Annotated in this window: 13 protein-coding genes; 10 read left to right on the top strand and 3 right to left on the bottom strand. The window is 36.9% G+C overall.

Features of this window, described 5'->3' with window-relative positions; translation table 11 throughout:
• The first annotated feature begins 84 nt into the window (after positions 1-84).
• The 10 genes from AC0L3Q_RS06055 (at position 85) to AC0L3Q_RS06010 (ending at position 9740) form a co-directional block, all read left to right on the top strand.
• Positions 85-951 (top strand): AraC family transcriptional regulator, encoded by an 867-nt coding sequence (locus AC0L3Q_RS06055; RefSeq protein WP_473285758.1) that lies wholly within the window; start codon positions 85-87, stop codon positions 949-951.
• A gap of 110 nt (positions 952-1061) precedes the next feature.
• The gene (gene kynU, locus AC0L3Q_RS06050; RefSeq protein ID WP_473285757.1) at positions 1062-2330 is read left to right on the top strand and encodes a kynureninase; all 1269 of its coding nucleotides are present in this window, start codon (positions 1062-1064) and stop codon (positions 2328-2330) included.
• Positions 2330-3727: an FAD-dependent monooxygenase gene (locus tag AC0L3Q_RS06045; protein ID WP_473285756.1), complete on the top strand. Its 1398-nt coding sequence runs from the start codon at positions 2330-2332 to the stop codon at positions 3725-3727. The genes kynU and AC0L3Q_RS06045 overlap by 1 nt, the downstream gene beginning before the upstream one ends.
• A gap of 22 nt (positions 3728-3749) precedes the next feature.
• Positions 3750-4166 carry a RidA family protein gene (locus AC0L3Q_RS06040; RefSeq protein ID WP_473285755.1) on the top strand — a complete coding sequence of 139 codons (417 nt, stop codon included), beginning with the start codon at positions 3750-3752 and terminating at the stop codon, positions 4164-4166.
• Positions 4167-4192: 26 nt separating this feature from the next.
• Positions 4193-4960, top strand: a complete 768-nt coding sequence (locus AC0L3Q_RS06035; protein WP_473285754.1) for an IclR family transcriptional regulator — start codon at positions 4193-4195, stop codon at positions 4958-4960.
• Between the two features lie 12 nt (positions 4961-4972).
• Positions 4973-6415 carry an aldehyde dehydrogenase gene (locus AC0L3Q_RS06030; RefSeq protein WP_473285753.1) on the top strand — a complete coding sequence of 481 codons (1443 nt, stop codon included), beginning with the start codon at positions 4973-4975 and terminating at the stop codon, positions 6413-6415.
• Between the two features lie 23 nt (positions 6416-6438).
• Complete coding sequence (locus AC0L3Q_RS06025; protein WP_473286904.1) at positions 6439-7218, top strand: SDR family oxidoreductase; 780 nt, start codon at positions 6439-6441, stop codon at positions 7216-7218.
• A gap of 80 nt (positions 7219-7298) precedes the next feature.
• Positions 7299-7826, top strand: coding sequence for a 3-hydroxyanthranilate 3,4-dioxygenase (locus tag AC0L3Q_RS06020; RefSeq protein WP_473285752.1), 528 nt, complete (start codon positions 7299-7301; stop codon positions 7824-7826).
• 61 nt (positions 7827-7887) lie between these two features.
• Positions 7888-8988 carry an amidohydrolase family protein gene (locus tag AC0L3Q_RS06015; RefSeq protein ID WP_473285751.1) on the top strand — a complete coding sequence of 367 codons (1101 nt, stop codon included), beginning with the start codon at positions 7888-7890 and terminating at the stop codon, positions 8986-8988.
• A gap of 110 nt (positions 8989-9098) precedes the next feature.
• Positions 9099-9740: an O-methyltransferase gene (locus AC0L3Q_RS06010; RefSeq protein ID WP_473285750.1), complete on the top strand. Its 642-nt coding sequence runs from the start codon at positions 9099-9101 to the stop codon at positions 9738-9740.
• Between the two features lie 98 nt (positions 9741-9838).
• Here the strand turns inward: AC0L3Q_RS06010 and AC0L3Q_RS06005 are convergent, their stop codons facing one another.
• The 3 genes from AC0L3Q_RS06005 to AC0L3Q_RS05995 all read right to left on the bottom strand — a co-directional run bounded on the left by AC0L3Q_RS06005 (position 9839) and on the right by AC0L3Q_RS05995 (position 14366).
• Positions 9839-11335 carry a S8 family peptidase gene (locus AC0L3Q_RS06005; protein ID WP_473285749.1) on the bottom strand — a complete coding sequence of 499 codons (1497 nt, stop codon included), beginning with the start codon at positions 11333-11335 and terminating at the stop codon, positions 9839-9841.
• Between the two features lie 344 nt (positions 11336-11679).
• Entirely contained in the window at positions 11680-11973 is a 294-nt protein-coding gene (locus tag AC0L3Q_RS06000) for a Sec-independent protein translocase subunit TatA/TatB (RefSeq protein WP_473285748.1), read from the bottom strand.
• 86 nt (positions 11974-12059) lie between these two features.
• On the bottom strand, positions 12060-14366 hold the full coding sequence (locus AC0L3Q_RS05995; RefSeq protein WP_473285747.1) for a M1 family metallopeptidase: 2307 nt from the start codon (positions 14364-14366) through the stop codon (positions 12060-12062).
• Positions 14367-14410: the final 44 nt, after the last annotated feature.

Below are 14410 nucleotides of genomic sequence, written 5' to 3'. Positions count from 1 at the left end.
GACTACTGAAACAAATTATTCCAATTATAAGACAAAATATCCCCAAAATATATCTATAAAATCTAATTATGATAATTTTGTCTCATGGGAGTATTATACGAACAAATTTATTTGAACCAATCCAGTTCACTAAAAGTAGCTAGTTACAATCACAAGAATAAATCTCAATGTAATATTGTAAGCTGGCACTTACACCCTGAGTATGAACTGGTATTTATAAGAAATGGAAAAGGAACGGTACAGCTTGATACGTATGCGGAAACCTATGACGATGGTTTACTAATTTTTCTTGGGCCTAATATCCCGCATATGCCATTTGGAAATACAGATTTCAGAACTAATGTTGAAGTTGTAATTCAATTTCCAGAGAGTTTTGTAGAAGAAAAACTAGTTCATTTTCCAGAGTTCAATGGATTATCAAAGTTTATAGATTCCGCCAAAAATGGAATTATATTCTCTTCAGAAACACACAAAAAACTATCCAACCAATTTTTGAAACTCAAAAATCAAAACCCTACAGAACAACTTCTTAATACCGTTCATATTCTTTACCAACTTTCTGTTGCCAACAATCAATGTCGACTCTTAAAAAACAAATCCTTTATAGATATCAGTAACCATTCTTTAGAGAGAATTGCGACGGTATATGAGTTTGTGAATACACATTATGCAGAACACATAGGATCAGAAAAAATTGCCCAACGACTAGGGTTGACTTCAAATTCATTTTGTAGATTATTTAAGAATACGACTAACCGTAGTTTTATTAGCTTTTTGAATGAATTCAGAATAAAAAAAGCCAAAGAGTTTTTTGATAATCATGACGATACTAGCATTTCAGAAGCTATGTATCAATGTGGTTTTAACGACCCTTCTTATTTTTCTAAACAATTCAAAAAATATATGGGTTACACCCCTACTCAATACCGTAAACGATTATTGCAGTTATAAAGTGATTCGTATTTAACAATTCTTTTTCAAAAAATTAAACCAAATATTTTTCTGGGCTCGATGATTTTTGTAAATTAGTGAAACACTGTTTCAATAATTAAAACACGTTTATGTCTACCTTACAAAAATCCAGTCTGGATTTCGCAAAAGAACAAGATCAAAAGGATAAGCTAGCGGCGTATAGAGATAAGTTCCATATTCCCAAAGACAGTAATGGAAAAGATTGGATCTATATGTGTGGTAACTCTTTGGGATTACAACCCAAAACCACACAACAATATATTCAACAAGAATTAAAAGATTGGGCTCATTTTGGTGTCGAAGGTCACTTTGAAGCCAAGAATCCCTGGATGCCTTATCACGAGTTTTTGACCGATAGTATGGCAAAAATCATGGGAGCAAAACCTATAGAAGTGGTGATCATGAATACCCTCACTACCAATTTGCACTTATTGATGGTTTCTTTTTATCAGCCTTCTGCAAAAAAATACAAAATTGTCATAGAAAGTGACGCCTTCCCTTCTGATCGTTATGCTGTAGAATCTCAGTTACATTTCCATGGATTTGACCCAAAAGATGGATTGATCGAATGGAAACCCAGAGAAGGAGAGGAACTTTTGCGGATGGAAGATCTGGAGACAATTTTGGATGAGCAAGGAGATGAAATTGCTTTGCTATTAATTGGAGGACTCAATTATTATACGGGTCAGTATCTGGATCTCAAACAAATTGCAGACCTAGGACATGCCAAAAATTGTATGGTAGGTATCGATCTTGCGCATGGTGCAGGTAATATCATGCCCAATCTTCATGACTCAGGAGTAGATTTTGCAGCTTGGTGCACCTATAAATATTTGAATTCAGGACCAGGTAGTCTTGGAGGTTTATTTGTACATGAAAAACATGCATATAATAAAGATTTAAAACGTTTTGCAGGTTGGTGGAGTCACAATAAAGATACTCGGTTTAATATGCGTCAAGAGTTTGATGTAATGCCGGGTGCAGAAGGGTTTCAACTCAGCAATCCTCCTATCCTATCCATGGCCGCTATCAAAGCATCTCTTGATATTTTTGAAGAGGTAGGCATGAGTAATCTAAGAGAAAAATCGAAAGCACTTACAGGGTATTTTGAATATTTAATCAACGAAATAGATACGGATCGAATTCGAATTATTACTCCGAGTAATCCCGAGGAACGAGGATGTCAATTGTCCATTCAGGTGAAACATGCAGATAAGAGTTTACATCAAAAACTCACAGATCACCATATCATTACTGACTGGAGAGAACCGGATGTAATTCGTTGTGCACCTGTGCCTCTTTACAATACTTTTGAAGATGTGTATCGAATGACCGAAATTTTAAAAACATTGCTATAATGAGCAAAAAGGAACATATTGTTATTATTGGAGCAGGGCTTTGTGGTTCGATGTTAGCACTACGCCTAGCACAACGAGGATACAAAATATCATTGTATGAAGGACGACCGGATTTGAGAACTACCGATATTTCTGCAGGTCGCTCCATCAATCTAGCACTATCAGATCGCGGATTAAGAGCCTTGGATATGGTAGGTATTGCAGACAAAGTATTGCCATTATCCATCCCGATGTATGGTCGACTAATTCATGATACCGAGGGAAACACTTTTGCTTCCAACTACTCGGGAAGAACAGGTGAATATATCAATTCTGTATCTCGTGGAGATCTAAATGCTTTACTGCTGACAGAAGCTGAGAAACACGAAAATGTAAACATCCATTTCAATAAAAAATGCATTGGCGTTGATATCGAAAAACCCACAGCAGAATTTCAATGCTATCTCACCAAAGAAGAATTTACAGTAGATGCAGATGTGATTTTTGGAGCTGATGGTGCAGGGTCGGCATTGCGAAAAAGTTATTATCTAGAGAAGAAGTTCTTATTTAGCTATTCACAGAATTTTTTGACTCATGGATACAAAGAATTAGAAATCCCTGCAGATCAAGTGGGTAATCATCAGATCAGCAAAGACCATCTGCATATTTGGCCAAGAGGACAGTACATGCTTATTGCTTTACCTAATCTAGATGGAAGCTTTACGGTGACCCTATTTTTATCTTATGATGAGGGCGAGTACAATTTCAATAACCTAACAACCATTGAAAAAGTAAGAGAGTTTTTCGAATCTCAATTCCCGGATACTTTATCACTAATTCCGGATCTTAAAAATGAATTTTTTAATAACCCAACGGGATCTTTAGGAACTGTAAAGTGTTCCCCATGGTATTATAAAGGAAAAACTTTGTTGATTGGGGATGCTGCACATGCTATTGTTCCCTTTTATGGACAAGGAATGAACGCCTCTTTTGAAGATGTGGTTGTTTTTGATGAGATCTTAGATCAATACGAAGGCGATTGGGATACTGTATTTAAAATGTATCAAAAAGCAAGAAAGGAAGATACCGATGCTATTGCAGACCTGGCCATAGACAACTATTATGAGATGAGAGACCATGTTGCTAATCCTATTTTCAAAGAAAAAAGAAAACTTGAAATGGAATTGGAAAAAGCATTTCCGGAGGAATATTCTTCAAAATATTCTATGGTTACTTTCAACGAACATATCAGCTATGCAAAGGCCATGAAAATAGGTAGAGCTCAAGATAAAGCGCTGCTTAATTTGATTGCTGATAAAGAAATTGATGCGGATCTGGACATGAAACAAATCCTGAAACAAGTACAAAAAGAAACTGATGAAATTCTGGAAGAAGACAAAATAGCCAGATTGAAGTAATCTAAAAAAACAATCATTACACATGAATACCGGAAAACTAGTAAAAGGCAAAGCAACTCCCAGAGGAAAGTTCCCGCATGTAAAACGCGTGGGCGACTTTATATACGTTTCTGGAACAAGCTCCAGACGACCAGACAACACTTTTGAAGGTGTTGAAGTCGACGAATTTGGCACAACAAACCTGGATATCAAGGCGCAAACTAAGGCAGTGTTAGAAAATATCGATGACATTTTAAAAGAAGAAGGAGCTAGTCTAAATGACGTGATTGATATTACTTCTTTTTTGGTAAATATGAATGATTTTGGCGGATACAATGAGGTGTATGCACAGTATTTTGATTACAGTGGTCCTACCCGAACAACGGTAGCTGTACACCAACTACCTCATCCGCACCTGCTCATTGAGATCAAAGCAGTCGCGTACAAGAAACAAGCCTAATCAACAACACCATAAATCCACAAAAAATGAGTGATACGGTAGACAAAAAGATTCTAAACACTTCTGTAGAAAAAGCCTTCAAAATTTTGGATTGCTTTTCTACCGATAAAATAGAATTAGGGGTTACCGAAATTGCTCGTTTAATGAGTACCAACAAAAGTGCGGTATATAGAATGCTAGCCACTATGGAAGCACTAAATGTAATTCAGCAAAATCCAGAAAACGAAAAGTATCGATTAGGATTGAAGTTATTTGAGCTTGGCCAAAAAGTAAGTATTCATAAAAATTTTATATCCAAAGCCAGACCTTTTATGGAAGAGTTGGTCAAACGAGCAGGAGAAACTGCCCATCTTGCGATTTGCAGAAATCAAAAGGTATATTTTTTGGATAAGGTGGTAGGAAGACATGATCTGCAAATCAACTCACAAATAGGTAGCGAAAAACCTTTGCACTGTACAGGTTTGGGGAAAATTATGCTCGCCTTTGGCATACAGGATTATCACAAAACAGTAGCGCAATTAGAATTGGAAACGGTAACCTCAAACACCATTACGAATAAACAAAAGTTAATCGAAGAAATTGAGAATATCAAAAGAAATGGCTTTGCTTTGGATATGGAAGAAAATGAAATCGGGTTAGTTTGTGTGGCAGTTCCGGTATTTGGCATCAATGGAAAATTCATAGCTGCTATAAGTACCTCAGGACCTTCTGCACGATTTAACAAAAATGAAATCAAAACCTATACTGGAGATCTTAAGCACACAGCAGAACAGTTAAAATACATTTTCAGCTAATTGAATTAAAGAATGAAAGAAATACATAACTATATCGACGGCAAATTTATCCCTCCTGTACTAGACAACTGGATAGATAATTACAAACCTTCCACTGGTGAAGTGTATGGACGTATTCCTAATTCGACTACCGAAGATATTGAGCTGGCCTACACGGCGGCAAAAAACGCCTATCCCAATTGGTCCAACACCACTTTGCAACAACGCAGCGAAATTCTTTCCAGAATCGCGACCTTAATCAATGAAAAAGCAGATGAGCTAGCACTAGCCGAATCAATAGACAATGGCAAACCTCTTGGCCTTGCCAAAAGTGTGGATATCCCAAGAGGAGCCTCTAATTTTCAATTCTTTGCACATGCTATTACGCAATTTGCAAGCGAAGCGCACGAAAGCAGTGGTCTGGATGCGATCAATTTTACGTTAAGACAACCCATAGGTGTAGTAGGCTGCATCTCTCCCTGGAATTTGCCATTATATTTATTTACCTGGAAAATCGCGCCTGCTCTAGCTGCGGGAAACACCGTAGTGGCCAAACCAAGTGAAATTACTCCAATGACTGCATTTTTATTAGGAGAAATCTGCACAAGTGCAGGATTACCCAAAGGAGTTTTAAATATTGTACATGGGTTGGGTACTAGTGCAGGTCAAGCTATTATCCAACACCCAGATATTAAAGCTATTTCTTTTACGGGAGGCACCAAAACAGGAGCTCATATTGCAAAAGTTGCTGCTCCAGCATTCAAGAAGTTATCACTAGAGCTAGGAGGTAAAAATCCAAATCTAATATTCGCAGATTGTGATTATGACAAAATGTTAAGTACTACACTCAGGTCCTCTTTCGCCAATCAAGGACAAATATGCCTCTGCGGTTCAAGAATTTTTGTTGAAAAAAGTATTTATAATCAATTCAAATCCGATTTTGTCGAAAAAACCAAAGCATTAAAAGTTGGGGATCCATTAGCCCCCGAGACCAACTTAGGAGCGTTAGTTTCTAAACCCCACCTCGAAAAAGTAAAGTCCTACATAGATAAAGCCAAAGAAGAAGGAGGAACTATTTTGTGTGGTGGAGAATATGTTACCGTTGAAGACCATGAAAATGGATATTACTTGCAACCTACAGTTATAGAAGTAAACTCCACGCAATGCAGTGTGATGCAGGAAGAGATCTTTGGCCCGGTAGTAACCATCACACCTTTTGATAATGATGAACAAGCATTATCTATGGCCAATGATGTTCGCTATGGCTTGTCCAGTACCATATGGACGAACAACTTAAATCGAAGTATGTATTTGGCCAAACACATCCACGCAGGTATTGTATGGATCAATACATGGATGATGCGAGACTTGCGAACACCCTTTGGTGGTATCAAAAATTCTGGAGTCGGTAGAGAAGGTGGTTTTGAAGCCTTACGCTTCTTTACGGAACCTAAAAACGTATGTATACAATATTAAAAACACTATAAGAAGTTTCTATGATGAATCTGAATCTTACCCATAAAAACGCATTAGTCTGCGGTAGCACCCAGGGAATAGGAAAAGCCTCTGCCCTACAATTAGCAGAATTGGGAGCCAATATTACCTTGGTAGCGCGAAACGAACAAAAGCTACAAGTGGTGCTAAAAGAACTGGATACCACCAAAGGACAATCCCATGATTATTTGGTTGCAGATTTTCAAAACCCTTCTGACTTAGAAGAAAAAACAAAAAACACTACAAAGAATTATCACATACTCATCAATAACACCGGAGGACCAGCTGCCGGGCCTATATATGGTGCAACAGTCCAAGAGTTTGAAAGCGCTTTTACGCAACATTTAAAATGTAATCACATTTTAGTAAAAGCTTTGGTTCCCGGAATGCAAAAGGAAGGATATGGTAGAATTATCAATATTATTTCTACTTCTGTAAAGCAACCGCTTTCTGGATTAGGTGTATCAAATACAATCAGAGGGGCCGTCGCGAATTGGTCAAAAACACTAGCCAATGAGTTAGGACAATTTGGTATAACCGTTAACAATGTGTTACCAGGAGCTACAGCTACCGAAAGATTATCACAAATCATTAAGAATAAAGCTTCAAAAACTGGTAAGTCGATTGAAGAAGTTGAAAATGCTATGAAGAATGATATTCCGGCCAAAAGATTTGCGCAACCCGAGGAAACTGCTAATGCTGTTGCTTTTTTGGCTTCAGAAGCAGCATCGTATATTAATGGGATTAATGTTCCTGTTGATGGAGGAAGGACAAAGTCCTTATAGTTAACCATTTGTTATTATAAAATACAAATCAAAATACTTACATTTAATAAAGGAATACTTATCAAAATTGAACGAATATTATGAATAATCTAGTTTCACCATTAAATTTTAAAGCCTGGATCGAAGAGCATAGACACCTGTTAAAACCTCCTGTTGGAAATAAATGTGTTTGGGAAAATGGAGATTTTATAGTCATGGTTGTTGGTGGTCCTAATAATCGTAAAGATTATCACTATAATGAGACTCCAGAATTTTTCTATCAGGTAGAAGGAGATATCGTACTAAAAATAATAGAGAATGGTGAACCTAAAGATGTTCATATCAAAGAAGGTGATATTTATCTCCTACCGCCTAAGGTACCACATTCACCTCAACGCGGGGCCAATACAGTAGGCTTAGTTATTGAATATCCGCGTAGTGAAGGTATGATGGACGCTTTAGAATGGTATTGCGAAAACTGTAATTCTCCCTTATATAGAGAGGAGTTTGCTTTGGATAATATCGAAACTGATATGCCTATCATTTTTGACAAATACTATAGTGATAAAGAAAAGTGTACTTGTTCGAACTGTGGAGCTGTAATGGAGCCTCCTCAAAAGAAATCCTGATACACAACATGCTAATGAGCTAAAACTCATCAAATAACTTACATAACAACATAACAAACAGATGAAACGAAAACTTAGAATTAACGGACATTCGCATTTACTGCCCTATCCCGAGGAGATTCCGAAGTTCATGAAAGAAAAGGAGATTTTTTGGGTTGATGATGAGCGAAAATATATGTTACAAAAAGGCTGGAAACGGCCGGTAACACATTCCAGCTTTTTCTTGAATGAAAAACTGGAATGGATGGAACAAAACAAGATTGATCATGCGGTAGTACTTAATCTTTCGCAATTGTATGGAAATGGCTTAAGATTGGAGGAAATGAAACACGCTTTGCGTTTTCAAAATGATTTCAACGCAAATGTACAGAGAGATCATCCAGACAAATTTTCTTGTGGTTTTGTAGTGCATCCTGGATTTATTAATGGAGCACTATGGGAAATTGAGCGCTGTGTAGAAGAGCTAGGCATGTATGTTTTATGCTTACCTACACATTTTATGGATTCTATAGGACAATGGCGATGTATTTTTGACGAGGAAAACGATCCTATTTTTGAGCTTGCTGACAAATACAAACTTGCTATCGAAGTACACCCTTATGATGGTGATAAAATGATAAAACTTGAAAATGTAGCCTGGCGTTTTCATTTGGTATGGATGCTGGCCCAATGTGGTGATGCTTATCATTTTTACACTTTAAATGGAATGCAAAATCGATATCCAAATATTAGAACCTGTTTTGCTCACGGAGGGCAATTGGCACAAATGAATCTTGGACGGCGTATTCAAGGTTTTGATGGTAGACCCGATCTTTTTGAAGGAAAACAACACCCAAGAAAAGCAGTAGGACATCCAAACATCTATTTTGACACTTTGGTTCACGATACAGATTCGTTGAAACTTACTGTAGAACGACAGGGTAGTAAACAGGTAATTATGGGGCTCGATGACCCTTATCCTTTGGGAGAAATGGAAAGCGAGCCACAATCTTCTTATCCTGGAAAAATATTGGATTTGGCCCTGGAACGTAATATTATCAATGAAAAAGAATACGACGAAATTTGGGAATGCAATGTTCTAAATTGGTTATTTGGAGATAACGAAGAAGCCAAAAGAAACTTAACAAACAAAATTTTGGGAGAGACTATGAAAGTGGATTAATCCTAACTCTTCCAACAATACATTTAAATACACAAAAGGCTTTCTAATTGATAAACAACAAGAAAGCCTTTTATGAATTATCACAATCAAGCTTTACAAAAAACTTATATATGCACTTCATTCCAGAAGAATTGGACAATTATGTAATTCAGCACACACAACAGGAACCCGAATTACTACAACAACTCACCAGAGAAACCTATCAAAAGATTTTACAACCTCGTATGCTGAGTGGTGCTTATCAAGGGAGAGTATTAAGTATGCTTTCTAAACTTATATCTCCAAAACATATTTTGGAAATAGGAACCTATACCGGTTATTCTGCAATTTGCCTGGCAGAAGGAATGCAAAAAGATGGACAACTGCACACCATAGATATCAACGAAGAGCTGGAAAGTTTTCAGCGCAAGTACTTTGATTTATCACCTTATGGAAACCAGATTCATCAACACATAGGAGATGCAACAGCCATTATCCCTAGTATTGATTTAGCATTTGATCTGGTTTTTATAGATGCAGACAAACCCAATTATCCTCGTTATTTTGAATTGATTATCAATAAAATAAAACCAGGAGGCGTAATACTATCTGACAATGTACTGTGGAGTGGCAAAGTAATAGAAGCTTTAGAGGAAGACGATCTTTCTACCAAAGCACTCCTTAAATACAACAAACTATTGGTTGAAGATACTCGTATTGAAACCGTACTGCTTCCAATTCGAGATGGTCTTACGATAAGTCGGGTACTTTAGCAATATATACAAAAAAGAACATCTCCTCTTGTACAAGAGGAGACGCCTTACTCTTCTTTTCTGACCTAACCCAGAAAACAAATCATTACTCGCTCAACTTACTGCACTGCTTTCAGTGCATTAATATTTCCATATCCAAATCGACTATTACGACTAGGATAAAAATCTCCTGCTCTTTTTAACTTATCCAGTACTTGTGCTCTGGACATATTTGGGTTACGAGCCCATACCAAGGCTGCAATACCTGCTGTTGTAGCAGTAGCTACCGAAGATCCTCCAACATAACTTCTAGTTCCTCCGTTAAATCCAACTACTGGAACATTTCTGCCAGAATCTCCCGCTCTTTGCATCACGATAGTAAAATCTATCTTATTTCCATCGTGACAGTTGCTACAACGGTTATACCCATTATCTTTTATTCCGGTTACAGCAACGGTTTCACTCATACTAGCTGGAAAAATAACTCCATACCAGTTGGTAAACGAAGTTGAAGTTCCTCCTGCTGCAATAATCATTTTTCCTTTTCCGTAAGCATAACGAACAGCATCCTTTACATTACCAATAGACCATGGATAACCTATAGACATCGAGATGATTTTTACATCACTCCGATTCCCCAATGCTCTTAAAGCATCACGAACTCCTTTACGCTCATGATAATCTTCTAGCACTACATCAGAAGTTCCTCTATAAGACACCAAATTACTATTGTACGCTACTCCTACTGGCATACCATCATCATTTCTTGGAGAAGCAATAGCTGATGCCATCGATGTACCATGACCACATCTGTCATTTGGTCCATCTACATTATTGGACCACCACCAAGGAGAATCGATATACGTTCCAAAACGTTGTACGAATCTTCCATTAGAACTTCCATCATTAAAATTGCTACCCAATAAACTTTGGTTAGCAGAAAGCCCTGTATCTATTAACCCTACAGTAATTCCAGCTCCTGTACTATAATTCCAGGCTTGTGGTACATTATGAATATCGAAATTCCATGGCAACCATGCATTAGGAGAAATCACACGATAATCATTCCCATTAATATTTTGTCCACTTTGTTCGCATCCAAAATCTTTTTGCTGCGTATCATTTTGCTCTAAGTAAGAGGTATAAAACGTATCTATGTATCGTACTTGATCTGCTTGTTGCAAGGCAATCACTGTTTCCAAACTAGAAATCTCAAAATCCACAAAGTTGAAGGTCTCATCTTCATATTGTAAGACATTGGATTTTGTAGTCTGTTCTGCATTTTGAACGATATCAATAAGATTATTTTTAGCACTGTTCAATCTCGGAGAGCGTTGTTGCGTAGTAAAGCTTTCTCCTTTTTCTCCATAACCAACACTTAGAATACCCCCACTATGCATTACTGCGCTGTATAGCATCATTGCTGGTGCATCGCGCCACACTAGATCACCTGTTGCTTTTAGCTCGTTAGCTATATACTTGTTGATCTCCTCTATAGAAAGAATTTTTTGAGAATCGGTTGATTCTACCATAGGATCAATAACTGAATTTGGGTCCTCTTTGGAACAAGAAAACACCAAAAGAAGTCCAAAACTTAGAAGGATTAGTTTTTTCATTTTTAGAATAAGATTTATGAGTTTGTGTGTTAAATACTGGCAAATGAAATTATCGAAAAAATCATCGAAATTTATCATTTAGTTAATTTCACTCCTAATATATTAAATATATTCTAAATATTTGATTGATTTTTTGCGGTAATCGCAATAAAAAACGTGATATTATGCTCGCATAGCACCTTGTTATTAAGATAAAATTTCCCCGAAACACCAGTAAACACAGTAGCTCTTACCGGTTGGTATTCAAAAATATCATGTCGGCAAAAAAAATGTGTTTTTTTTGAAAAAAAATTAAAATCTACAAGGAAAATTGATCAAAAACGTAAGTGGTTTGAAAATTGAAATTACAATTTCCGTTTTACCGGACCGGTAATCTCTCCAATATCGTCTTTTACCTGATCGATTTCTTTTTTGATATCTGTAGTAATAGAAGAAGTAATCTCGGTATCCATACCATGCTTTTCTGCGCTTTTGGTAATCTCGGTTTTGATATCGTTTGTAGCATCTTTTACGATTCTCATTCCCTTACCTAAGCCTCGAGCAATTTCAGGTATTTTATCCGCACCAAAAACCATTACCAATATAAAAACGATAAAGGCAATTTCGGCTCCACTTATAAATAAAGGTACTGTCATCATACGGGTACAAATATAGGTAATATCCATAAAACAAAAGCCATCACAAGTAATGTGATGGCTTTGTTTATGAAAATTTTATGCTTGGGTTATTTTCCCTTCACTTTGTTTTTGAATTTATCAAATTTACCAATTTGATTGTCTTGTGGCCAGCTGTTATTTGACGTATCTATATCAGCAGTCTCAAAATTTGGATCTACCACTATTTTGGTAATACTCTTTTCTGAAGCTATAGCACGTTTAACTCTTGTGTCATTTTTTCTCCAGATCTCTGCAGGATAAGTAACAGTTTCGGAAGTACCGTCCTCATAAGTATATTCTACAATTAATGGCATTACTAAACCTCCTGGCTTTTCAAAAGTAACCTCATAAAAATACTTAGGCTCTTTTAATTTCTCTCTTTCTCCCAAAGAGAAGTTATCCATTACATACTCTTTTAGGGTCTTCGCATTATCAATAATGTTTCCATTACTCTTAATCGTATTGTATTCGTCACTACCTTCTTCTACCATAAATACTAATGGTCCAAAGTCTTCAACTCTTACTCCACGAGCAGCTGCAAAGTCTTTAGCCTGCTGAGTAGCTTCTTTGGATACTACAAACTTCTTCACCTCTCCTACTCCGATATCTGTATAATCGGTAGTGTAGAACCATCCTCTCCAAAACCAATCTAAATCTACAGCAGAAGCATCTTCCATAGTTCTGAAAAAGTCCTCTGGAGTTGGATGTTTGAACATCCATCTCTGAGAATACGTTCTGAAAGAGTAATCAAAAAGCTCTCTTCCCATAACAGTTTCTCTCAATATATTCAAACCAGTTGCAGGCTTTGCATATGCATTAGGCCCAAATTGATGGATATTGTTAGATTGTGTCATAATTGGAGATAAGAAATCCTGATTTCCACTCATATAAGGAATGATTTTTTGTGCAGGACCTCTTCTTGAAGGATATTTTTTAAGCGGTGCTACAGCTTCTGGATACCATTCTGCAAAATCCTGTTCTGCTACGTACTGTACAAAAGTATTTAATCCTTCGTCCATCCAAGTCCACTGACGCTCGTCACTATTTACAATCATCGGGAAGAAGTTATGTCCAACTTCGTGGATGATCACACTCATCATTCCATATTTAACTCTATCGCTATAGGTACCATCAGGATTTGGTCTTCCATAATTCCAGCAAATCATAGGATACTCCATACCTTGATTTTTGGCATGCACAGAAATGGCTTTGTGATATGGATAATCAAAAGTCATTCGACTGTACGATTTTAAGGTACTTGCCACAACTTTTGTAGACCAATCTTCCCAAAGTGGATTTCCTTCTTTTGGATACATAGAAACAGCCATTACGTCTTTTCCTCCGACTTTAACAGCCATCATATCCCATATAAATCTTCTAGAACTAGCAAATCCGAAATCACGAACATTCTTAGCGCTAAATCTCCAAGTCTTTTTATCGCTAGCAAATGATTTCTCTTTTGCTTCAGCTTCTTTTTGACTTACTATAATTACTGGTTTATCATAGGATTTCTTAGCCTTTTCGTAGCGACTCATCATTTCCTTACTAAAAACCTCTTTTCTATTCGTTAATTTTCCAGTAGCATCCAAAATATGGTCTGAAGGTACAGTGATGTTCACATCAAAGTTTCCAAAAGGTAATGCAAACTCTCCTCTTCCCCAGAACTGGTGATTTTGCCATCCTTCTACATCATTATATACTGCCATACGAGGATAAAACTGAGCGATTACATAAGCTCTGTTTCCATCTGCAAACTCTTCATATCCAGATCTCCCTCTTTTAAGAACATGGTTATTAATGTTATACCACCAATCGATAGAAAATACAAATTTCTCTCCAGACTTAAGATCCTTTGGCATTTCTACACGCATCATCGTAGCGTTGATGGTATACTGTAGAGGACTACCATTAGCATCTTTTACTGCAGTAATATTAAATCCTCCATCAAAAGGAGCTCCAAGGTATTTAGCCGCAAAAGTTCCAGGCTGTTCTGCTCCTGCCACTCCATCCGGTTGTATTAATGGAGTTTTAGAATCTTTTGCTCTCATATTTTGATCCAATTGCACCCATAAAAACTCTAAATCATCTGGTGAATTATTGGTATATGTAATCGTTTCTTTACCCGTTATTTTTTTGTTCTTATCATCAAGCTCGATATCCATTTTGTAATCTGCTTGCTGCTGATAATAAGCTGCTCCCGGTGCACCAGAAGCTGTACGGTACATATTAGGAGTTGCAAACTCCTCATACATTTGTTTGAACTTGTTTTGATTTGTGTGCCCTAATCTTCGCGCACCTCTATCGTTCCCTTGGTCTTGTGCATAGGCCCCAGATACCATCATAGCCCCCAAAAGAAGTAAAAGAATCTTTTTCATTGGAATGAATTTGAGTTAATTGAAATGATTTGCAAAATAGTTGT

The organism is Aquimarina sp. KJ22-3 (assembly GCF_055808215.1).
This window is presented reverse-complemented; position numbering and strand designations above follow the sequence as displayed.

Bases quoted from the DNA above. Each gene is read 5' to 3' on its own strand.
- AC0L3Q_RS06055 (WP_473285758.1), top strand. From the start codon at position 85: ATGGGAGTATTATACGAACAAATTTATTTGAACCAATCCAGTTCACTA.
- kynU (WP_473285757.1), top strand. From the start codon at position 1,062: ATGTCTACCTTACAAAAATCCAGTCTGGATTTCGCAAAAGAACAAGAT.
- AC0L3Q_RS06045 (WP_473285756.1), top strand. From the start codon at position 2,330: ATGAGCAAAAAGGAACATATTGTTATTATTGGAGCAGGGCTTTGTGGT.
- AC0L3Q_RS06040 (WP_473285755.1), top strand. From the start codon at position 3,750: ATGAATACCGGAAAACTAGTAAAAGGCAAAGCAACTCCCAGAGGAAAG.
- AC0L3Q_RS06035 (WP_473285754.1), top strand. From the start codon at position 4,193: ATGAGTGATACGGTAGACAAAAAGATTCTAAACACTTCTGTAGAAAAA.
- AC0L3Q_RS06030 (WP_473285753.1), top strand. From the start codon at position 4,973: ATGAAAGAAATACATAACTATATCGACGGCAAATTTATCCCTCCTGTA.
- AC0L3Q_RS06025 (WP_473286904.1), top strand. From the start codon at position 6,439: ATGAATCTGAATCTTACCCATAAAAACGCATTAGTCTGCGGTAGCACC.
- AC0L3Q_RS06020 (WP_473285752.1), top strand. From the start codon at position 7,299: ATGAATAATCTAGTTTCACCATTAAATTTTAAAGCCTGGATCGAAGAG.
- AC0L3Q_RS06015 (WP_473285751.1), top strand. From the start codon at position 7,888: ATGAAACGAAAACTTAGAATTAACGGACATTCGCATTTACTGCCCTAT.
- AC0L3Q_RS06010 (WP_473285750.1), top strand. From the start codon at position 9,099: ATGCACTTCATTCCAGAAGAATTGGACAATTATGTAATTCAGCACACA.
- AC0L3Q_RS06005 (WP_473285749.1), bottom strand. From the start codon at position 11,335: ATGAAAAAACTAATCCTTCTAAGTTTTGGACTTCTTTTGGTGTTTTCT.
- AC0L3Q_RS06000 (WP_473285748.1), bottom strand. From the start codon at position 11,973: ATGATGACAGTACCTTTATTTATAAGTGGAGCCGAAATTGCCTTTATC.
- AC0L3Q_RS05995 (WP_473285747.1), bottom strand. From the start codon at position 14,366: ATGAAAAAGATTCTTTTACTTCTTTTGGGGGCTATGATGGTATCTGGG.